The sequence below is a fragment of the Campylobacter sp. MIT 12-8780 genome, from assembly GCF_006864535.1.
Lineage (GTDB): Bacteria > Campylobacterota > Campylobacteria > Campylobacterales > Campylobacteraceae > Campylobacter_D.
Genome location: NZ_QHLL01000004.1, coordinates 92,056 through 112,322, shown reverse-complemented (window position 1 = coordinate 112,322; position 20,267 = coordinate 92,056). Strand labels below are relative to the sequence as shown.

The 20,267-nt window shown below is 34.4% G+C and carries 20 protein-coding genes and 2 tRNA genes; 6 read left to right on the top strand and 16 right to left on the bottom strand.

Going from position 1 to position 20,267, the window contains the following annotated elements; genetic code table 11:
* Positions 1-84: 84 nt before the first annotated feature.
* Positions 85-1,335, bottom strand: a complete 1,251-nt coding sequence (locus DMB95_RS04325; protein WP_142931075.1) for an NAD(P)-dependent alcohol dehydrogenase — start codon at positions 1,333-1,335, stop codon at positions 85-87.
* A 207-nt stretch (positions 1,336-1,542) separates the two neighbouring features.
* Here DMB95_RS04325 and DMB95_RS04320 point away from each other — a divergent pair, with 207 nt between their 5' ends.
* Positions 1,543-2,070: a MerR family transcriptional regulator gene (locus DMB95_RS04320; RefSeq protein WP_137632410.1), complete on the top strand. Its 528-nt coding sequence runs from the start codon at positions 1,543-1,545 to the stop codon at positions 2,068-2,070.
* A gap of 21 nt (positions 2,071-2,091) precedes the next feature.
* On the opposite strand, the gene DMB95_RS04315 is transcribed toward DMB95_RS04320, so the two are convergent.
* From DMB95_RS04315 to dnaA, 8 genes are all read right to left on the bottom strand, one after another.
* Positions 2,092-3,129, bottom strand: a complete 1,038-nt coding sequence (locus tag DMB95_RS04315) for an MBL fold metallo-hydrolase (RefSeq protein ID WP_142931074.1) — start codon at positions 3,127-3,129, stop codon at positions 2,092-2,094.
* 218 nt (positions 3,130-3,347) lie between these two features.
* Positions 3,348-3,977: a toxin gene (locus DMB95_RS04310; RefSeq protein ID WP_238386899.1), complete on the bottom strand. Its 630-nt coding sequence runs from the start codon at positions 3,975-3,977 to the stop codon at positions 3,348-3,350.
* 15 nt (positions 3,978-3,992) lie between these two features.
* Positions 3,993-4,793 (bottom strand): cytolethal distending toxin subunit B family protein, encoded by an 801-nt coding sequence (locus DMB95_RS04305; protein WP_142931073.1) that lies wholly within the window; start codon positions 4,791-4,793, stop codon positions 3,993-3,995.
* 2 nt (positions 4,794-4,795) lie between these two features.
* The gene (locus DMB95_RS04300; RefSeq protein WP_142931072.1) at positions 4,796-5,575 is read right to left on the bottom strand and encodes a toxin; all 780 of its coding nucleotides are present in this window, start codon (positions 5,573-5,575) and stop codon (positions 4,796-4,798) included.
* A gap of 214 nt (positions 5,576-5,789) precedes the next feature.
* Positions 5,790-6,407 carry an FAD-dependent thymidylate synthase gene (thyX, locus tag DMB95_RS04295; RefSeq protein WP_137632405.1) on the bottom strand — a complete coding sequence of 206 codons (618 nt, stop codon included), beginning with the start codon at positions 6,405-6,407 and terminating at the stop codon, positions 5,790-5,792.
* A 139-nt stretch (positions 6,408-6,546) separates the two neighbouring features.
* A complete protein-coding gene (gyrB, locus tag DMB95_RS04290; RefSeq protein WP_142931071.1) occupies positions 6,547-8,868 on the bottom strand; it encodes a DNA topoisomerase (ATP-hydrolyzing) subunit B in 2,322 nt (773 codons plus the stop codon).
* Positions 8,869-8,877: 9 nt separating this feature from the next.
* A complete protein-coding gene (dnaN, locus tag DMB95_RS04285; RefSeq protein WP_142931070.1) occupies positions 8,878-9,945 on the bottom strand; it encodes a DNA polymerase III subunit beta in 1,068 nt (355 codons plus the stop codon).
* 138 nt (positions 9,946-10,083) lie between these two features.
* A complete protein-coding gene (dnaA, locus tag DMB95_RS04280) occupies positions 10,084-11,403 on the bottom strand; it encodes a chromosomal replication initiator protein DnaA (protein WP_142931069.1) in 1,320 nt (439 codons plus the stop codon).
* A gap of 195 nt (positions 11,404-11,598) precedes the next feature.
* On the opposite strand from dnaA, the gene ruvC reads away from it, so the two are divergent.
* Positions 11,599-12,021: a crossover junction endodeoxyribonuclease RuvC gene (gene ruvC, locus DMB95_RS04275; RefSeq protein WP_238386914.1), complete on the top strand. Its 423-nt coding sequence runs from the start codon at positions 11,599-11,601 to the stop codon at positions 12,019-12,021.
* 105 nt (positions 12,022-12,126) lie between these two features.
* On the opposite strand, the gene DMB95_RS04270 is transcribed toward ruvC, so the two are convergent.
* Positions 12,127-12,756 (bottom strand): hypothetical protein, encoded by a 630-nt coding sequence (locus DMB95_RS04270; protein ID WP_142931068.1) that lies wholly within the window; start codon positions 12,754-12,756, stop codon positions 12,127-12,129.
* Between the two features lie 104 nt (positions 12,757-12,860).
* Between DMB95_RS04270 and DMB95_RS09550 the strand changes: the two genes are divergently transcribed.
* On the top strand, positions 12,861-13,022 hold the full coding sequence (locus DMB95_RS09550; RefSeq protein WP_162056759.1) for a hypothetical protein: 162 nt from the start codon (positions 12,861-12,863) through the stop codon (positions 13,020-13,022).
* Between the two features lie 78 nt (positions 13,023-13,100).
* On the opposite strand, the gene DMB95_RS04265 is transcribed toward DMB95_RS09550, so the two are convergent.
* Together DMB95_RS04265 and DMB95_RS04260 are read right to left on the bottom strand one after the other, a co-directional pair.
* Positions 13,101-13,176: transfer RNA gene (locus DMB95_RS04265), tRNA-Val, on the bottom strand.
* Between the two features lie 14 nt (positions 13,177-13,190).
* Positions 13,191-13,266, bottom strand: a tRNA-Ala gene (locus DMB95_RS04260).
* 188 nt (positions 13,267-13,454) lie between these two features.
* Here DMB95_RS04260 and DMB95_RS04255 point away from each other — a divergent pair.
* Positions 13,455-13,844 (top strand): response regulator transcription factor, encoded by a 390-nt coding sequence (locus DMB95_RS04255; protein ID WP_142931067.1) that lies wholly within the window; start codon positions 13,455-13,457, stop codon positions 13,842-13,844.
* A 3-nt stretch (positions 13,845-13,847) separates the two neighbouring features.
* Here the strand turns inward: DMB95_RS04255 and DMB95_RS04250 are convergent, their stop codons facing one another.
* From DMB95_RS04250 to purB, 4 genes are read right to left on the bottom strand one after another with little or no spacing between them, the layout of a single operon-like run.
* A complete protein-coding gene (locus DMB95_RS04250) occupies positions 13,848-14,594 on the bottom strand; it encodes a polysaccharide pyruvyl transferase family protein (protein ID WP_142931066.1) in 747 nt (248 codons plus the stop codon).
* Positions 14,543-14,986, bottom strand: coding sequence for a hypothetical protein (locus DMB95_RS04245; RefSeq protein WP_142931065.1), 444 nt, complete (start codon positions 14,984-14,986; stop codon positions 14,543-14,545). Before DMB95_RS04245 ends, DMB95_RS04250 begins: the two co-directional genes overlap by 52 nt.
* 21 nt (positions 14,987-15,007) lie before the next feature.
* Complete coding sequence (locus DMB95_RS04240) at positions 15,008-17,377, bottom strand: ribonucleoside-diphosphate reductase subunit alpha (RefSeq protein ID WP_142931064.1); 2,370 nt, start codon at positions 17,375-17,377, stop codon at positions 15,008-15,010.
* 24 nt (positions 17,378-17,401) lie between these two features.
* Entirely contained in the window at positions 17,402-18,736 is a 1,335-nt protein-coding gene (purB, locus tag DMB95_RS04235) for an adenylosuccinate lyase (protein ID WP_142931063.1), read from the bottom strand.
* An 83-nt stretch (positions 18,737-18,819) separates the two neighbouring features.
* On the opposite strand from purB, the gene DMB95_RS04230 reads away from it, so the two are divergent.
* Complete coding sequence (locus DMB95_RS04230) at positions 18,820-19,743, top strand: RluA family pseudouridine synthase (RefSeq protein WP_142931062.1); 924 nt, start codon at positions 18,820-18,822, stop codon at positions 19,741-19,743.
* 167 nt (positions 19,744-19,910) lie between these two features.
* Positions 19,911-20,159, top strand: a complete 249-nt coding sequence (locus DMB95_RS04225) for a hypothetical protein (protein WP_142931061.1) — start codon at positions 19,911-19,913, stop codon at positions 20,157-20,159.
* The last annotated feature ends 108 nt before the right edge of the window (positions 20,160-20,267 follow it).

The window sequence follows — 20,267 nt, the reverse complement described above, 5'->3', positions numbered from 1 at the left end:
TGCTTTGATTTCAAATTTAAAATGAGCCAACCTATTTTAAATTTAAGCTGGCTTTCATAAGCTTTTGAGCCTTAAAACTAAATCTTAGCTCAAGCTCTTTTTCATATCAATAACTATCCTAAAATCAGCCTCTCCTCGTGCCACTTTTTGATAAGCTTCATCAAGTTTATCTGCTGTAATAAGCTCAACTTTTGGATAAATTTTATTTTTTACCGAATAATCAAGCATTTCTTGAGTTTCTTTAATCCCACCAATTAAAGAGCTATAAATTTTGCGTCTAAAGTTCCAGATAAAAGCATTTGCATTAAAGCTTGGATTATCCTTGTTAGCTGGTAAGCCAACGATTGCCATTTCCCCATGTAGCTTTAGCATAGCCTGATAAGCGTTTATATCATAATGATAAGGTATGGTTGAGATGATAAAATCAAACTCATTTTTTATGCTTTCAAACTCAGCCTTGTTATTTACATCAACAAAACGTTTAGCCCCAAGTGCTAAAACCGCATCTTTTTTACTTGCTACACGATCAAAAGCTGTAACTTCAGCTCCCAAAGCCACCATATACTGCAGCGCCATATGTCCTAAGCCACCAACTCCAGCAACTGCGACTTTATCGCCTTTTTTAACCTTTGAGTAACGAATGGGCGAATAAGTCGTAATTCCAGCACATAGCAAAGGTGCTACTTTTTCAAGCTCGGCATGATTTGGGATTTTAAGAGCAAATTTTTCACTCACTACATAATTATTTGCATAGCCTCCATAAGTGTTTTCACCTCCATGAAATACATCTTTGCTATCATAAGTAAAAACCGTTTTTGCATTTATACAAAACTGCTCCTCGCTTCTTTTGCAAGCCTCACATTCTCCGCAAGAATTCACCATACAACCTATACCAGCTAAGTCTCCAACCTTAAATTTACTCACCTTTGAGCCAACAGCCACAACCCTACCAGCGATCTCATGTCCTGGCACTATAGGATAAGTTGTAGCCTTAAAATCCCCATTTACAGCGTGCAAATCACTATGGCAAATTCCAGCATATAAAATATCGATTAATATATCATTTGCTCCTATTGGGTGGCGTGAAAAGCTAAAAGGCTTAAATTTCCACTCTTTTGAGCTTGCTGCAAAGCCTTTTGATTCAATCCTTGCTCCATTTTTAATAGCTTCTTGAGTGCTAGCTTCAAGACTATCATCGATTTTTATGCCATTTGCAAGGCTTAAGCTTTTTGCACTTGCATTTGAAAAAATCCCAAGCCCAGCCACACTTGCTAAAGCCACGCCACCAAGTTTTGCTGAGCTTTTTAAAAACTCTCTTCTATCTTCATTTTGCATAGTTTTCCTTTATGTTAAATTTAAAAAGCTTTGCTTTAAAGCAAAGTTCTTTTATGAGTAAAATTATAAAACCCGACACCTAGTGTCTGTCAAGACTAAATTTAAATTTTTTGTAAATTTTTTCAAAATTTCTATTTTTTTATAAAGAATACAGAAAAATACTTTTGCTATACTTTTTACTTATATTTGCAAAAGAAAGGCAAAAACATGGCTTATACGATCATAGAGGTTGAAAAACGCACGGCAATTTCATCTAGGACTTTAAGATTTTGGGCGAGTAAGGGGCTTTTTCCCTTTGTAGAAACGGATAAAAATGGGGTGCGGTATTTTTCTCAAAAAGACCTTGAATGGGCACTTTGGATCTCATTTTATAGAAGCATAGGTATGAGTATAGAAAAGATTAAAGAGTATATAGAGCTTTCAAGATATGGGGTAAAAAGCGCTAAAGAGCGAAAAAAGATGATAGAGGAGCAAAAAAATTTAATCGAAGCCGAGAGGCTAAGGCTTGATGAGACTTTAGATTTGCTTAAGATGAAGATGGATTATTATGACGCACTTTTAAGGCAGGGCAAGGATATAGCCAATCCTCAAGATAAAAACTATAAAATGCCTGATCCTACAAAATGCAGGGCTTTTTTAAGGCAGGTTGAAAAGGCTCAAATTCATTTTAGAGATGAAAAACCGCAACAAAAAGCCAGTAAGAAAAAGTTAGTAAAAAAGACTTTGCAAGCTTAAGTTTAAGCAAAGTTTTTAAGTTTAAGACTTAAGCTCTCTCCACCAAGTTTGAGTTTGAATCTTTTGCCAAAGGGGAAAAATCTCGCCAATTCGTGGAGTAAGCAAATCAAACTTATATCCCAAAGCTTTATGCAAAGTATAGATTTTTTCAAGCGGTTCATCCCAGCTGTGAAAAGAAAGCTTAAATTTGCTGTTATGACAGGGCATAAGTGCTTTTGCGTTTAAGTCTTTGCACGCTTGCAAAGTTTCGTGTGGAAACATATGTATATCAGGCCAATTTTGGCTGTATTGTCCATTTTCTAGCAAGGCTAGATCAATGCTTTTAAAACGATCGCCTATGCGTTTAAAATGTGGCGCATAGCCACTATCTCCGCCTATATAAATCTTTTTATCCTTACCCTCAAGCACAAAAGAAGCCCAAAGCGAGCGCGCTGAATCATTAGCATTGCGTCCAGAAAAATGCTTGGTTTCAAGACAATGAAGCCTTAAATTTTCATCAAGATCAAGGCTCTCGCCCCAATCCATCTGGGTGATATTTTCCTCGCTTATGCCCCACGCTTTAAGGTATTTGCCAACGCCTAAAGGCACGATAGCTTTTTTGATAAGGTGTTTAAAGTTTTTAATGGTTTTCTTGCTTAAATGATCGTAGTGATTGTGTGTGATGATGAGATAATCAAGCTCATTAAAATCATCTGCTTTATAAATATTTGTGCCATGAAATGCCCTAAAAGCAAAAAGCAAAGGCGCGGCATTGCCAAGCAAAACAGGATCAACAAGCACACTTTTACCTTGAAAATAAAGCATATAAGAAGAATGCCCAAACCACACAAGCTTATCCTCGTTACTGAGCTTTGGATCAAAATGCTTTTTTAAATCACTTTTTATAGCTTGAATGCAAGGATTTTTTTGAGGCTTTAAAAAGAACTCATAAGCGATTTTGGCTAAATTTGCTGGTTTGACGGAATGAATTTTTTCATTTATGTCTTTGTTTCTTGCTTTGTCATTAATAAAATGAAGTGAATGCTTTATACGAAGTTGCGTATCTTTAAGCTCTTTCACCTTTGCTCCTTTTTTAAAACGAAAAAAGTTTATAATAAAAGGGTAAATTTAAAAACTCATAGTCTTTTTGTTTCCATTTTTTCTACACTTGTTTAAAATTTTTGAAAGGATAATAAGACTAAGCTTTTTTAAACAAGTTTAAACAAGGTATTTTTGGGATAATGAGAGCCTTGGGCGTAAAACTCTCATTTTACCTTTTTAAGTGCTTTTAAAAGCACTTATTTTAAAGGCAACAAAGCCCTAGCTTTAACAAGAGCTGGGGTAAAGAAAAAGAGTTCTGTGGTGTCGATTAAGAAATTATAATCAAGCGAGCAAGGTCCTATGCCTACGCGATCTTGTATGGCTACGCTTGGATTGTCAAAGACAAACAAGCATTCATTTGCGTCTAAAACCAAAGAGCGAATTTGCACAGCTGAACTTGAAGTTGGGATTATGGAAAAAACAGTTTCTAGCTTTGAGAGCTTTAAGTCTTGTTTGCAAGATTTAACATGCAAAAAGCCATCTTCTCCTATGGCTAAACAACCATCAGGATTTTCAGGGCGGACAAATTGCACATAACCAAAGTCCCATTTAAAGCGGAGTTTATCTCTTTTTACTAGCACATCGCTAAGCTCTATTTGGCGTATGAGCCAGTTTTGGGTGTTTAAATCCCCTTTTCTTGTTAAATTTATGGCTATGCCGGTGCGTAAATTACGAATTTGCACTGGATTAGTTACATTTTCAAAATCATCTTTTCTTGGAGTGGGCGAGCTTGTGCTTGAAAGTCCTGCATTGTTGATGATATTTTCAGCCTCATCAGCCAAAGCAAAGCTTAAACATAAAAGCATTAAAACTATATTTTTTATCATTTTTTCTCCTTAAAACTAGCGAAAGCGTCTAAAATTGACTGGAAAATGATCTGAAACGAGCTGGGTTCTAAAATTGCTCAGCATTAAAAGAGCCACTAAAGCTGTGCGAGTTACCGAGCCACTTGAGCTTCCAACTATGGCATAATCAAGCGTGCCTCCACTTCTTTGAGTGGGCGCATCAGGAGCGATGATGGTCGTTCTTACCCTACGTTCTAAATTCAGCTCAAAACGCAAATTTTCAGGATTGCGGTTAAAATCCCCTGCTATCATCCAAGTAAGATCAGGGCGATCTCTAAAATGCTCAAACACTGAATTTACAATAGCTACAGAATCAGAACCCCCATTTGCAAGCGCATGCACGCTAAAAAAGGCATTATTGTCTATGCGTATGCCAATGACTGGACGAGAAGGAGTCGTTGGAGGCGGTAAAATGATGATCTCATCGGCTCTAGTTCTTGAAACTATGGCTAAATTTACGCGATTTGCTCCAGTATCAATGCGAGTATAATACACAAAAACGCCGTCTGGACGCGATCTTGAGCCCAAATCCCAGTTATACTCACGAACGATAATATCGCTTAAGTTTTGCTCCCTACCTGTTGGCGTAGCAGTATGAGGCAAGCTTCCTGCTTCTTGCACCGCTAAAATATCAGCTGCATTATCCCCGCTTATAAGCTGGCGAATGCTTACGCTCCACTTGCTCTCAGTGTTTGCCGATGAGCCTTGCAAATTCCAAGAAGCTACCTTATAATCGTCCATATCCTTAGCAAAAAGCGCTAAAAAGCTAAATATTAAGATCGCAATGTATTTTTTCATGTTTATCTCCTATCATAAAGCGGGCGGATTAAAAAAGGTGGTGGGATGATGTAAAATTGCTGATCAAGATTATCTCCTGCGTTGCAAGTGCTTAAATAAATGCCTGAAACGCGGTGAAAATCATAAAATATATCCCCAATTGGCACTTGTAAGCAACGTTTTGTGCCCGTATTTTGGAGCATAAAGGCTTCATTACTCATAGGGATAAGCTTGAAACGTTGATATACATTGCTTTCATCGCAAGCTGAATGAATGACGCCATTGCCATAGGTATTCACACAAGTATTTGTTTTGGCATTTTGAATTAAAACCTCATTATTAGCAAAAAGCCTAAATTTCCACACTCTAGCGTCTCCAAAACCCACACTATCAATAAGAGTATAGCCCCAAAGCCAATTTCCCTGAGCTAAAGCCCAAACCGTAAGCACTGCCCCATTTGCAGCCATCAAAGAAAACCAATCAGAACTATCAGCCATGCTAGGACTTGAACCGAGAGCTTGAAGCAAAGGCTTTTTATCCATTTTCATACTGCTTTGAAGCTCGTTATTTTGCAAGAGCTTATCAAAATTTTTATTTTTTTCCTCTGGCATAAAAATTTGTCCTACAAGCAAGCTAGGTGTATCTTGCTTAGCTGGCAAAGTAGGGCTTTTGCCTATCTTTAAAGGATCGCTATCGTTTTTATCGCCAAAAGTTGAAAGAGGGTTGATTTCTTTAGCAGAACATGCTAGCAAAAAACAAGTTAAAAAGCCTATGAGAAAGTAGAATTTAAGGTGTTTTTTCATAGAAGCTCCTTTAGTAAAATACAAATTAATAGTCTATAATAAAAAGTATAAATTTAAACTTTAAGGCTTTGGTTTTAACTTGAGCTTTAAGCTGATTTTTCTTAAAATTCTCATTTTAAAAATAAATAATGAAAAAGAATCTTAATATAAAAACTTAGATTAAGATAATTAAAACAAAACTAAAAAGCTTGATTTTAAGCTCTTAAATAAAAAACTAATCTAAAAGCACGCTTTCTTCAAAGATAAATTGATGTTCGCTTGGCAGGGCGTTAAAAATAGCTTTTGCAAGCTCTCTGATCTCCCAAAGGGCTGATTTTGAGCTTCTAAGATGAAGAAAATTTTGCAAGGCTCTTGCATTGATACTCCAAGTAAGCTCTGTTTTATAACTTTCTGGCAAGCAATATTTAGCGATATCAAGGCTAATGCTTTCTTGTAAGATTAAACGCAAATTTTCAAGAGCTTTAATACTTGCATTATCAACTTTTTCATTTTCTGTTAGCACAAGATATTTACTTGCATGCTTAAAGTCAAATTCTTTAAAAGCTTGCTCGTTTCGCAATTCTTTTAAGGTATAACGCGTGCTTTTTACACTTAAACTTGCGTGGCGATGTCTAGCAAGCTCTTGCAAAAGGGCTCTTGAAATACCTTGTATATAAAAAGTATAATTTAAATGTTCTAAGGTTGAGGCGTGTTTGAATTTATTGCCGACTCTATCGATAAGTTCTTTATCGATTTTACCACCTTTGTCGCCTTTTTCAAAGCTTTGCCAGCAAGTGCGTATAGCGTGAGAACAAATTTCAAGAGCAGTATAAGAAAGTAAGGTGATTTGCATAGATAATCCTTATAAATTTTAAGCAAAAATTGTAACGAAATTTAGATAAAAATGAAGTTAAATAAAAAAGTAGATATATGATCTAGCTTTTATTAAATAAAAAACTTTAAGGGCAATTATAGCCCTTAAATTGACACTTTTACACATCTAAATGTTTCACATCTTTAGCGTGTTTTTGTATATAATCCCTTCTTGGCTCTACCTCATCGCCCATGAAAAGATTAAAAGTATCGCTAGCCCTGCTGGCGTCTTCAATTGAAATTTGAAGTAAGCGGCGGTTTTGTGGGTCCATGGTTGTATCCCAAAGCTGATCTGGATTCATCTCGCCTAAGCCTTTATATCTTTGTATATAAGCTCCTTTTTTAGCACTTTCTTCTATGTCTTTAAGCACAGCTAAAATATCTTTATCAAACACAGCTTGCAAGTCTCTTTCTTTGATCTTTTGTGAGATATATACTGCTTCTTCATATAAAGGGTTAGTAAATAAATCATCATTGATTAAAAGCTCTTCAAGTCCATTTTGTGTTTGGACAAAAATGCGGATTTCATTTTCATTGATATATGAGTTTAAGATATTGTATTTTTCTTTTTCAAGAAAGCTTTTTATATCTTCAAATAAAGCTTTATTATCTTTTTTTATCAAATCTGGATTTTCTATTAAATGCCTGATAACACTGATGATAGAAAAGCGTTTTTCAAGCTCTTTAAGCACGCTTCTATAAGCAGCTACAAGCTTTAAAAAGTCTTTTAAATCATTAAGCCCAACGCCTTCAAAGCTTGAGTTTTCTATGCCTGTTTCTATGAGGTATTCATTTAAGGCTTTTTCATCTTTGAGATAAATTTCTTTTTTCTGTCCTTTTTTATAGCGATAAAGTGGAGGTTGGGCAAGATAAACATGTCCATTTGCAACAAGATCATTCATAAAGCGGAAGAAAAAGGTTAAAAGCAAGGTTTGAATATGCGAGCCATCAACATCAGCATCAGTCATAATGATGATTTTATGATACCTTAAACGACTTAAATCAAACTCATCGCCTACCCCACAACCAAAGGCTGTGATCATATTTTTAATCTCATCTGATTTTAAAATTTTATCAAGGCGGGATTTTTCAACATTTAAAATTTTTCCTCTTAAAGGTAAAATGGCTTGAAAAGCCCTTTCTCTACCCTGCTTAGCAGAACCACCAGCTGAATCACCCTCAACAAGATAAATTTCACATTCACTAGGATCCTTACTTTGACAATCAGCTAATTTTCCAGGCAAGGTGCCAACACTTAAGCCTTCTTTTTTGCGAGTAAGTTCTCTTGCTTTTTTAGCTGCTTCTCTGCCTCTTGCTGCCATTAAGGCTTTATTCATTACAGCCTTAGCTTCTATAGGATTTTCTTCAAAATATTTGCTTAAAAACTCAAAGCTAGCTTTATTGACTATCGGACGCACATAGCTTGAGCCAAGTTTTCCTTTAGTTTGCCCTTCAAACTGAGGATCAGGCACTTTTACTGAAACTATAGCCACAAGTCCTTCACGCACATCCTCGCCTGTTATTTTGCTGTCTTTTTCTCTAGCTGCAGCATTAGCTTCAACATAATTTGTGATAACTCGTGTTAGCCCCATTCTAAAGCCAGCTTCGTGTGTGCCTCCATCTGGGGTTTTGATATTATTTACAAAAGAAAGTAGGGTTTCGCTGTAGCTGTCATTATACATTAAAGCTATATCAACTTCAACATCTTCTTCAGTTACGCTAAAATTCATTACCTTTGTTAAGGCTTGTTTTTTGTTTATATCATTTACAAATTCAGTAATTCCACCTTCAAAATGAAAATTCTCTTCTTTGCTGATACGATTGTCTTTAAAATTTATGGTAATTTTAGGATTTAAATACGCAAGCTCACGAAATCTTTTTGCTAAAATTTCATAATCAAAGTCTTTGACTTCAAAGATACTATCATCAACCCAAAACTCGATTGTAGTGCCTGTTTTTGAGCTTTTTCCTATGATCTTAAATTCACTTGTTGGGATACCTTTTGCAAATTCTTGGCGGTAGATATTTCCATCTCTTTCAACTGTGGCAACAAGTTTTTTAGAAAGTGCATTTACAACTGAAACACCCACACCATGAAGCCCACCAGAGACTTTATAAGTATCTTGATCAAACTTACCACCGGCATGAAGCACGGTTAAAACAACAGTTAAAGTAGGGATATTTTCAGTAGGATGGATGCCAACTGGTATGCCACGTCCATTATCACGCACTATACAGCTTCCCTCAGTGGTAATTTCTATATCTATAGTATCACAATACCCAGCCATAGCTTCATCTATAGAATTATCCACTACTTCATAAATCATATGATGAAGTCCATTAACATTGGTATCGCCTATATACATACCAGGACGTTTTCTAACTGCTTCTAAGCCTTTAAGGACTTTGATATTGCTTTCGCCATAATTTTGAGTTTGCATTAAATTTCCTTATAAAATCACAGGCATAATTACCGTTTCAAGCTCTTTTGAAGCAACGATAAAGGCTAAATTTGGTTCATTAATCTTTAGTTCAAATTCTTCAGTTTCTATAGAATGTAAAAAGTCAAATAAATATTTGATTTTTATGTTTAAAGAAAAGCTTTCTTGTATGTTAAGTTCGCATTCAAGTTCTGTTTTTGCTTCGACATTATCTAAGCTAATACCTTCAAATATAAGTTTGTTGTTTTGAAAATGGAGTTTCATTTTTTCAGCAACAACACTTATTTTTTTGAGGCTTTCGATGAAATCTTCAGTTTTAAAGTTAAAGACTTGATTGATTTGTTTTGGCACTACTTTTTCATAATCTGGGAATTTATCATTAATGAGTTTAGTGAAAAATTCAAAATTATCATTCTTGGCGATAAGTATATTTTCATCATAAAAAAGTTCAATTTTTTCATAAAAAAGCTTTTGCATTTCAGCGATGGCTTTTTTAGGAATGCTGATTGAAAATTCTTTATCATTGTGTTTAAATAAAGTAAATATAGCAAGCCTTTTTGTATCTGTGCCTACAAAGTTGATTTTATCTGTTTTAATGTCAAGTAAAGCTCCATTTAAAGAGTATTTTGGGTTATTTGTGTCTATAGCTGGGAGGATTTTTTTAAGGCTTCTGCTTAAGTCACTTGAGTCTAAATCAAATTTTGATTTTTCTTCGATATTTGGGAAATTTGGAAAATCTTCATAGTTAAACATAGCAAGTTTGTATTTTGTGCTCTTTTGGCGAATAAACAAAGAATTATCAATGGTTTCTAAGATCACATCTTCATTATTGAGGTTTTTAATCATATCAGAAATTTGTTTTGCATTTGCTGTAGCAAAGCCACTTGTTTCTGTTTTGATCTTTTTGATTTTATAACTTAGTCCAAATTCATAATCACTTGCTTTGATTACAAGTTTATCATCATTTGCTTCAAAAAGTAAATGTGAAGTGATTGCACTAGAATCTTTTTTATCCACATAAGCGTTGCAAAGTGATATTGCGGATTCGAGTGTATTTTTGTTTATGCTGAGTTTCATTTTTTCCCCTTTGTTTTTAATTTAAATTTATTCATAATAATAGGCATGTTGAAAATGTGAAATTCCTTTTTGAACTCCTATTTTAACTTGATCTGTTGTATGAGTTTTAAGAAGTATTTTTTCACATTTTTTCACAGGCTAACTTTGAATTTTTGTTAAAATTTTGTTTTTTAGTTCATTTATTTTATCTTTTAAATCATTTTTCTCTTCTATAAGCTCATTGATCTTTTTGATATTGTGTGAAATAGCGGTATGATCTTTCATCTCAAAAAATTTCGCAAGTTGAGGCATAGACATACTTGTAAGCTCTCTTGCCAAAAAGATCACTACTCTTCTTGCTGTAACTATATTTTGTGTTTTTTTGTTTGATTTTATATCATTTGCTTTGATATTAAAGTCTTTGCATACTACGCTTAAGATATCATCTATATCAATGCTTTCTTTTTGTTCTTTGATATGATCTTTCATAAAGCTTTTTGCTATGTCAAGAGTGATTTCTTGGTTGATTAGTCTTGAATATGCGTTTAAATTAGTAATCATTCCTTCAATTTCTCTTATATTATCTCCCATTGAAGTGGCGATATAAGAGATAATTTCATTATTTAAACTTACTCCATTAAATTCGCATTTTTTGCGGATAATTGCCATTTTAGTGTCAAGTTCAGGCGGAGTAATATCAGCAATAGCTCCATTTGCAAAGCGAGATTTTAAACGTTCTGTGATACCTTTAAGCATATTTGGCGGGGTATCTGAAGTCATGATGATTTGTCCAAATTTTTCCTTGACTTCATTAAAAGTGAAGAAAAATTCTTCTTGAATTTTATCAGTTTTACCTAAAAATTGCACATCATCGATAAGTAAAACATCACAATTGCGGTATTTTTCATGAAATTTATCCATGCTTTTATTTATCAAATGTGAGCTAAAGTCATTAATAAAATTTTCACTTGTGGCGTAAATCACAATCTTACCAAGCTCTAAACACGCATTCCCTACAGCTTGAAGCAAATGCGTTTTACCAAGTCCGGTTGGTCCATAAATAAAAACAGGATTATATAGCTTGCCAAGCTTATCTTTAGCGCTTGCTGCTTTGCAGGTTGCATAAGCATATTGGTTAGAATCCCCTACAACAAAGCTTTCGAAGGTATAAGATGGATTTAAAATCGTGCTTGTGCCGTGTTTAATGGGGGTTTTTAGGCTATGTTTTGAACCATTTTTAAGCGAGATACTTTGGATCAATACTTTGGCTTTATTGCCACTTTGCACTTCATAAAAATGTGAGATTCTATCGGCATATTTTGTTTGTATAAATTTAGCCATAAGTTCATTTGGCGCATTGAAAATGAGTTGATCAGCTTTGCTAGCTTTTTCGTTTAATACTAAGGGCGTGATAAAATTTTCAAATTCATTACGAGAAATTTCTTTTTCAAAGCATTTGAGTATATCAGCCGCGTCCATTCACACCCTTAAATTGATTTTTAACTTGTTATTTTATCTAAAATTTTATAAAAAAAGGTTAAAATTCATAGAAATTTCACAGCTTGTGAAAATAAAATTCACTCTAGTGAAAGATTTTGATTGCAAAAAAGGTAAAATGTGAAAATTTTAGGCATAGATCCGGGCTCGCGTTTTTGTGGATATGCTATCATTGAAATGAAAGCTGGTAAAAACACACTCATCGAGGCTGGACTTATCAAGATCAAACCAGCTTCACTGCAGTATCAAATCACAGAGTTGTGTGAGGGGCTTGATTTGATTTTTAAAAGTCATAGCTTTGATGAGGTGGCGATTGAAGATATTTTCTTTGCGTATAATCCAAAAACAGTGCTTAAGCTCGCCCAATTTCGTGGGGCTTTAAGCTTAAAAATCTTACAAACTCACGGCGAATTTAGCGAATACACACCCTTGCAAGTGAAAAAAAGCGTTACAGGAAAGGCAAAAGCGACAAAAGAACAAGTGGCTTTTATGGTAAAAAGGCTTCTTGGCATACAAAAAGAGATCAAGCCTCTTGATATCACTGATGCCATAGCTGTAGCTTTAACACATGCTGCAAATATGAGATTTAAAAAGACTTGATTTTAAAAAGCTTTTATGTAATTTGCGTAAAATTTTACTTAAAAATTCTAGTTTTAAATTGATTTAAACCGCTAGTTTTACAAATATAAATTAAATCAATAAAGTTTAATGTGAGCCGATGAAATATTTTTCTACATCATCAAGGAGCTTTTCACAAATTTTAGAGTCTAAAGACTTATCAACGATAAGATTGATATGTGTTTTGGTGTCTCTAAAACTTCCAGCTGATTTGATATTGTTTTTATCAAGCTTTTGTCCTTCTTTAAAATACTTGATATTAATGTTAAATTTAAAAGCTGCACTTGCTTCACCAAGATTGGTTTCAATTTGAACATTCATCTGCGAAGCTTTTGAGAGTGTGGCTTGAGTTTTAGAAATAATTTCTTTAAAACGTTGATACAAGCGGATCAAATCCTTTATAAATTTATCATCAAAGCTTTCATAAGCGACTTTTAAGCGATTTTTGATATCTTGGGTTGTGCCTTTTTCAGGAGCAACGAAAACCATATAAAAGCCATTTTTGATATCAACTTGCTGACTTTTAGCATCTCTACTACTTGACATAACCTTGACATAAATAGCATTATCAAGATAAATTCGATCTATCATAGGACCATAAATTTCATATTCTTTGATCCTTGTGATAACCTCTCTAGCGATAACATTAAGCTTCACAGAAGCATCGTGTATGATAGGTTCCATTTCTTTTTTAATATCAAGTAGTTCTTTTAGCATTCATTAGTCCTTAAATTTCACTCTTAAATCAAATATGCTTATGAAATATTTACGAATTTTTGTTTAAATTCTCATTAAATTGCTCTATTTTAAAAGGAAAATTAATGAAAAAAACATTTATCTTTGCTTTTATTTGCGCTCTAAACTTATACGCTCACGCCAGTCATAAACATTCACAAATCGATCAAAACATACTCACTGCTATGCATGCACCTATGATGGAAAATGCTTTTTCTCAAAGCGGGGATTTAGAATTTATGCCATAGCCAGTAAAATCATAAAAGATCAAGAAAAAGAAATATTAGAATTTAAAGCTTTATTAAAAACTCTTCACTGAGCTTAAATGGTGGCTCCGATTGGACTTGAACCAACGACCACCACCATGTCAAGGTGGTGCTCTACCAACTGAGCTACGGAACCTCTTAAAAGTTAAATGGTGGAGCATAGCGGGATCGAACCGCTGACCTCGACGCTGCCAGCGTCGCGCTCTCCCAGCTGAGCTAATGCCCCAAATTTGCATTAAGAAATGAAATTATGCCTTAACTTTGCTTAAAAAAATATTTTTTTAAGCTGTATTATGTAGTTTAACGCAGAGTAAAATATTTTTTTGATAAAAATATGATCTGTTTTTTGCATTTCACAAAAAATTCACTTTTTTATTTTATCCTTTCACAAAAATTTCTAAAAAGGTGTGAAAGATGAAAAAAATTCTTTTGCTTGAAGATGATATGTGTTTGAGCGAAATCGTGCTTGAATACCTCATAGAAGAAGGTTTTGACACTATTCTTGCAAGTGATGCTCAAGAAGCATTTGAGCTCGCACGAAAAGAGGAATTTGATCTTTATATTTTTGATGTTAAGGTGCCTATGGGCGATGGTTTTTCTTTGCTTAAGGATTTAAGGGCTTTGGGTAAAAGGACACCAGCGATTTTTTTAACTTCTTTAAATTCAGGAGATGATGTTAAAGAAGGCTTTGAAAGTGGTTGTGATGATTATGTGAAAAAGCCTTTTAACTTAAGTGTGTTGAAAAAACATATCATTGATTTAGTCATTTTTCACAAACGCAAAAGGCTTGCAAGTGTTGGATAAAGCTTAATTTGCTTGAAATTTAGCGATAAATTCCCTCAATGTCTTAAGCTTTGCTTCATCGATATTTTCACCTTTTTCTTTAAGAATGCTAAGTCTTGCATTTTCAAGCATAGCTTCTTTTAAGGCTTCTATATCAGGTGCTTTGGGATTGAAATCAACTTTGCCTTGTTTTAAATCCTCAACGCTATAGATAGGGATAATGCCCCTTAAAGTACTAAAGCGCGTTTTTTGCTCCTTACTTGTGCGGATAAAAACGACAGGAATTGCCAAAGCTGTAGCCGGTGAAGCACAATGTAAAGCCGAAGTGATGATGAGCTTTGCTTCATTTTCATAACGTTTAAGCAAGTTTTGCGTGAGCTTAAAACAATGCTCTTCGCTAGAGTTGATAAGCTCAACCCATTGTTGTTCGATAAATTCGCCATTTTCTTTCAAATTTTTTGGCACATAAGCAAGTAGTTTTTTATCAAAACCCACAAAAAAGACTTTTGTTTGTGTAGCTTTAGGCTCTCGTTTTGGCAAAGTGCTGGTTAAACATCTTGAAAAATACGCTTTTAGCCCAAGATTTTGCAAGAACTCAAGCGTAAAAGTATCTCTGCAGCCTATTTCTTTATTTTCAAAATAATGAGGAAAATGAGCGATAAAGCATTTTAAAAAATTTTGTGTTTCTTGTGTAAAATGCGCGCCTATAAAAACACTTGTTAAATTTGCATTTGGCAGGAAGTCAAAACCTTGTGCAAACCAACCTTGCATAAGCACAATCCCCCCCCCCCCTGTTGAGGATAAAAGCTTAAAGCATTTCTATCAAAGTATTTAAAATTTGCATTTTCAAAGCCTTGTGTTATCGCTTTTTGCGTGGCTATGCTTTGGATATAATCGCCTAAATTTCTTGAATTATAAACGCCATGACTTGCGTAATGAAAGATTATAAAAGGCAAATTTTCTTTTAAAGTCTTTGTAGGGCTATTTTCAAAGTTTCTTTCATATCGGTATAAAGAATTTTTCATTTCACTGAATCGAATTTCTTCTTTAAAAGTCTCAAAACTTTCTCTTAAAGTTTTTACTTGATTTTTAAGCCTTTTTTGTCGTTTTTTTCTTAAAAATTCATCGATTTTATCCTTGCTTTCCTTGATAAAATTTATCATTTTAGCCTCCTTTTTCTTTTTTTACTGACAACCTTCGCATTCTATGCTACGATCAGCCACGCTTACTTTTTCACTGTCTGGACTTTCGCTTCTTAAATAATAAGTCGATTTTACCCCAAGTTCATGAGCAAGCGTGTAAATTTCATTAAGATAGCCCCCACTTGCCTTATCTAGGCTCATAAAGATATTTAAACTTTGTCCTTGATCGATCCATTTGCCACGCACGGCTGCAGCTTTAACCAAGAGTCTTTGATCGATTTCATAAGCTGAGGTGTAGTATTGCCAAGTATCAAGGCTTAAATTTGGCACCACAACAGGAATCATTCCGCTTAAGTTTTGCTCAAACCATTTGCGTTTATAAATAGGCTCTATAGTTTGGGTAGTGCCTACAAGTATGGATATGCTTGAAGTTGGTGCGATCGCCATTAAATAGCCATTTCTCATACCATCTTTTTTAACCTTTTCTTTAAGCTTATCCCAATCACATTCACTTTGATTAAAAAGCCCCTCTCTTAAAGTAAGTGCTTTGGCTTTATCACTTGCTGTGTCAATCGGGAAAATCCCCCTACTCCAGCTACTGCCTTTAAAGTCTGGATACGCTCCTTTTTCAAGAGCTAAATTTGAGCTTGCTTGTATAGCTTCAAAACTGATTATTTCCATGATCTTGTCAATCTTTTCAAAATGTTCCTCACTGCCCCAGTGAATTTGTGCTTCAGCAAGCATTTGTGCTTCTCCCATTACGCCAAGTCCTATAGAGCGGGATTTTAAATTTGTGTCTTTTACTTTAGCGTGCGGATAAAAATTAAGATCAATAACATTATCAAGCATTCGAACAGCTGTTGGAACAACTCTTTGAATATCTTCTTTTTTGTGGATTTTGCTTAAATTTATGCTTGCTAGATTGCAAACAGCGGTTTTGCCGTCGTTTTTGAATTTTTCAACTATATAGACTTTTTTGCCACCCATATAATCAAGAGTAGAGACTTTTTTCGCAAGTTTAATGATACCTCCATCGATCTTGACTTCTTCATTTTCATCTAAGTGAAGTTCGCTTTTATCATCAAAGACGATTTTGATTTGATAATAATTTGGCTGGGTATTTTGAAAAATTTCCGTGCATAAATTTGAGCTTCTGATAATACCGGTATGTGAATTTGGATTAGTGCGATTTGCTGTATCTTTAAAGCATAAAAATGGCATACCGCTTTCAAAATAGTTCAGTAATATCTTCTTCCAAAGCTCTTTTGCATCGACGATTTCTTTGCTTATACTTGCGTCTTTTTCGTATTCTTCATAACGTTTTTCAAACTCAGCCCCATAAAGTTCGCACAAATCAGGCGTATCAGCTGGATCAAAAAGCGTCCATTTGTCATTTTCTTTTACTCTTTTCATAAACAAATCATTGATCCACAAAGCCGGAAAAAGCTCATGTGCCCTTCTTCTTTCTTCACCAGAGTTTTTACGCAAATCAATAAAATCATTGATATCCATATGCCAAGTTTCTATGTATACAGCAATGGCTCCTTTTCTTGTGCCAAGCTGATCTACGGCTACGGCTATATCATTAGTGATTTTAAGAAAAGGGATTATGCCACCAGCTGCGTTTTTGTGTCCATCAATGCTTCCACCCATAGCACGCACCTTGCTCCAATCCCAGCCTATACCGCCACCAAATTTAGAAAGCAATGCCATTTCTTTATAACTATCAAAAATGCCTTCTATATTATCAGGTGTGCTTCCTATGTAGCAAGAGCTGAGCTGATGTCTTGTGGTGCGAGCATTTGAAAGGGTTGGAGTAGCTAACATTACTTCAAATTTAGAGATTAAATCATAAAATTTCTTTGCCCATTCTTGAGGATTAAACTCATTTTGAGCTAAAAACATCGCTATACCCATAAACATATGTTGAGGCAGTTCTATAGGCTCGCCTTTGCTGTCTTTTATCAAATAGCGATCATAAAGGGTTTTTATGCCAAGATAGGTAAATTGCATATCTCGTTCTGGCTTGATATAATCATTTAAATCGTCTAGGTCGTATTTTTCTTTGAGCCCAAGTAAAATGCGTCCAGCTGCTTCGCCTTTTTCAAAGTATTCACGCAAGTGATTGTAGCGGTTAATCCCACTTACTTTTTTATATAAGCTATATAAAAACAAACGAGCCGCAACAAAGCTATAATTAGGACAATCCACATCTATCTTTTCAACCGCTGTTTTAATCAAGGTTTTTTGAATTTCATCTGTGCTTATGCCGTCTCGAAACTGAATTTTTGCATCAAGTTCAAGTTCGCTGACATTGACTCCATCAAGTCCTTTTACCGCATCACCAGTGCATTTTTTGATCTTTGAGATGTCAAGTTCTTCTGTGCGTCCGTTTCTTTTAATTACTTTCATAGCCAAACCTTTCTTTATTGTAATTTATTTTTCATCAAATACGCGTTTTAAAATAGCTTCAACATTTTTAGTGTAGTAGCTATAATCAAAACAGGCTCTAATGCTTGCCTCATCAAGCTTTTGTCTTAGCTCTTCATCTTCAAGCAAGCTTTGCAAAAACAAGCTCTCGCCCTTTTCATTTAAAGCACTTTTGCCATTTTGCAAGTCCTGCCACACTTTCATGGCATTTCTTTGCACGATTTTATAGGCATTTTCTCTGCTTACGCCCTTAAATGGAAGCTCTAAAAGCACGCGTTGAGAAAAGACAAGTCCGCCTGTAAGGTTTAAATTTTTCATCATATTTTCTGGATATACGAGTAAATTTTTAATTAAATTTGTTAAGCGAGCAAGCATAAAATCAGCTGTGATAAAGGCATCTGGCAAGATAAAACGCTCTACACTAGAATGACTTATATCTCTTTCATGCCACAAAGCTACATTTTCTAAGGCTGGAGTAACAAAAGAGCGAATAATCCTACAAAGCCCAGTGATATTTTCACTTAAAACTGGATTTCTTTTGTGAGGCATGGCTGAGCTGCCTTTTTGTCCTTTAGAGAAAAACTCTTCAGCCTCATAAACTTCTGTTCTTTGTAAATGTCTTATATTTACAGCGATTTTTTCACAACTTGCAGCAAGTATAGCAAGGGCTGAAATCACGGTAGCATAACGATCTCTTTGAATGATTTGATTTGAGATTGGGGCTGGTTTTAAGCCAAGTTCTTTGCATACTTCTTCTTCTAGCTTGAGTGGAGCATGAGCAAAATTTCCCATTGCTCCGCTTATCTTACCATAAGAAATCATTTCTTGAGCTTGTTCAAGTAAGCTTTTTGAGTGTTTTAACTCATCATAAAATACGCCCAAACTTAAGCCAAAAGTAATAGGCTCACCATGAATCCCATGACTTCTACCTACCATAAGTGTAAATTTATGCTCCAAAGCCCTTGTTTTGATATTTTCTAAAAGCTCATCTAAGTCCTTTAAGATAAGCTCTAAGCTTTCTTTGATCTGTAAAGCTACAGCTGTATCTATACAATCAGAGCTTGTCATGCCAAAATGCACAAAACGACTTTCCTCGCCCAAACTCTCACTTACTGAGGTTAAAAAAGCGATAACATCATGCTTTGTTTCTTTTTCAATCTCATCAATTCTTTGTATGTTAAATTTAGCATTTTTAAGGATTTTTTCGCAATCCCCATCGCTGATAAAACCAAGCTTATTCCAAGCCTTAACCGCAGCAAGTTCAACTTTTAGCCAAGCATTATATTTTGCGTTTAAGTCCCATTTGCTCGTCATTTCTTTTCTGCTGTATCGTTCTACCATTTTCTTTGTTCCTTGAGTTATGTTATAATTTTTGAAATAAAAAGTGGTATTTTAACCAAAGATAATTTTAAAAAAGGTTAAACTTGGCTTACACGAAAATTAAATTAGTAAATTTAGCTTCAAATAATGAATTACCCATATTTAGAGTGCTTATGAATACCTTAAATATCTCTATGAACGAAGCTCAAAGACTTATAGATACAAACAAAGTCCTATGTAATGGGCAAATCATCAAGCAAAAAAATGCTCGAATTCAAGGTTTAATCGAGCTTGTGGAGTATGAGAGCAAACCGCGTGGGATTAAGCCTGTTTTTGAGAATGAAAATTTTGCTCTTTTTGATAAAGAAAGTGGAGTTTTAACCCACCCAAATGGAAGGCATTGTAAGTATAGTTTGTGCGATGAAATTTGGCATTTGTGGGGCAAGCAAGCTTGTGTAGCTCATAGACTTGATAAACAAACAAGCGGACTTATACTCGTGGCAAAAAATCAATTTGTGGCAAAAAAGCTTAAAAAAATGTTTGAAAATAAAGAAATTCACAAAGAATACCTCGCTCTTGTGCGTGGCAAAACAGCTTTAAAATTTAGCGTCAATGCACCTTTGGCTTTAAGTAAAGAGTATGATGATATCAAAACAAGAATGCAAATTTGTCCCGTGAGCGAAGGTGGAAAAGAGGCAAAAAGTGAATTTGAAAGGCTTGAGTTTTTTCAAACATATAACGCTTCTTTACTCTTATGTAAGCCTAAAACGGGCAGACAGCACCAGCTTCGCTTGCATTTGTTCCATGTGAAACATAGTATTTTGGGTGAAACTTTATATGGGCTTTTAAAACCAGAGATTGAAAACATACTTGATGAAAAACTAAGCTTGCAAGAGCTTCAAAAACTTTGTGGGGCTAGTAGATTGTGCCTTCATTCGTATCGTTTAAAATTTAAATTTGAAAATGAGGAATTTGACTTTTATTCACAAAAAGATATAAAAACAGAGTTTTTAAATGCTTTAGCTTAAGTTTGTTTTGATATATTATAATATTAATTTTCAATAAATATTAAAATAATTTTTGGGCTAAATGAGCTAATTTTTTTGTATGTATAAAATTTATGTTTGTGTGTTTTTAAATTTTTACATTCAGTTTTGAGAAATTTTTTATTTTAAGCTTAAAAATGAGAAGCAATATGTCTGAATCAAGTATGGTAATAATCCAAATTCTAGCTCTTATCTTTAGTTTAATCGAGCTTTATGTTTTGACAAATATTAGCTCTCTTAAGCAAGCAAAATACGGCTTAGCAGCACTCTTTTTCAGCTTTATTTTTATCTTTTTTGCCTTTGCTTATACGAGTCATCTTAGTGTAACTTTAGGCATTTTAAGTATATTATGTCTTTTTGTGATGATTGTAAGAGTGAAGCTAAAAGCTAGAGAGTAAATCAAGCGTATCGTTTTTGTAAAAATTATATTTTCAGCTTTATTTAAATATGGGTATATTATAATATTTACTATCATATTTTGTTTCTTTTTATTCGCATTAGATTTA

Coding starts and splice junctions, on each gene's coding strand:
- thyX (WP_137632405.1), bottom strand. CDS start 6,407: ATGCAAATCACCTTACTTTCTTATACTGCTCTTGAAATTTGTTCTCAC.
- DMB95_RS04225 (WP_142931061.1), top strand. CDS start 19,911: ATGTCTGAATCAAGTATGGTAATAATCCAAATTCTAGCTCTTATCTTT.
- DMB95_RS09550 (WP_162056759.1), top strand. CDS start 12,861: ATGAAAAAAACATTTATCTTTGCTTTTATTTGCGCTCTAAACTTATAC.
- gyrB (WP_142931071.1), bottom strand. CDS start 8,868: ATGCAAACTCAAAATTATGGCGAAAGCAATATCAAAGTCCTTAAAGGC.
- DMB95_RS04245 (WP_142931065.1), bottom strand. CDS start 14,986: ATGATAAATTTTATCAAGGAAAGCAAGGATAAAATCGATGAATTTTTA.
- DMB95_RS04250 (WP_142931066.1), bottom strand. CDS start 14,594: ATGCAAGGTTGGTTTGCACAAGGTTTTGACTTCCTGCCAAATGCAAAT.
- ruvC (WP_238386914.1), top strand. CDS start 11,599: ATGAAAGCTGGTAAAAACACACTCATCGAGGCTGGACTTATCAAGATC.
- dnaA (WP_142931069.1), bottom strand. CDS start 11,403: ATGGACGCGGCTGATATACTCAAATGCTTTGAAAAAGAAATTTCTCGT.
- purB (WP_142931063.1), bottom strand. CDS start 18,736: ATGGTAGAACGATACAGCAGAAAAGAAATGACGAGCAAATGGGACTTA.
- DMB95_RS04305 (WP_142931073.1), bottom strand. CDS start 4,793: ATGAAAAAATACATTGCGATCTTAATATTTAGCTTTTTAGCGCTTTTT.
- DMB95_RS04320 (WP_137632410.1), top strand. CDS start 1,543: ATGGCTTATACGATCATAGAGGTTGAAAAACGCACGGCAATTTCATCT.
- DMB95_RS04300 (WP_142931072.1), bottom strand. CDS start 5,575: ATGAAAAAACACCTTAAATTCTACTTTCTCATAGGCTTTTTAACTTGT.
- dnaN (WP_142931070.1), bottom strand. CDS start 9,945: ATGAAACTCAGCATAAACAAAAATACACTCGAATCCGCAATATCACTT.
- DMB95_RS04270 (WP_142931068.1), bottom strand. CDS start 12,756: ATGCTAAAAGAACTACTTGATATTAAAAAAGAAATGGAACCTATCATA.
- DMB95_RS04240 (WP_142931064.1), bottom strand. CDS start 17,377: ATGAAAGTAATTAAAAGAAACGGACGCACAGAAGAACTTGACATCTCA.
- DMB95_RS04310 (WP_238386899.1), bottom strand. CDS start 3,977: ATGATAAAAAATATAGTTTTAATGCTTTTATGTTTAAGCTTTGCTTTG.
- DMB95_RS04255 (WP_142931067.1), top strand. CDS start 13,455: ATGAAAAAAATTCTTTTGCTTGAAGATGATATGTGTTTGAGCGAAATC.
- DMB95_RS04325 (WP_142931075.1), bottom strand. CDS start 1,335: ATGCAAAATGAAGATAGAAGAGAGTTTTTAAAAAGCTCAGCAAAACTT.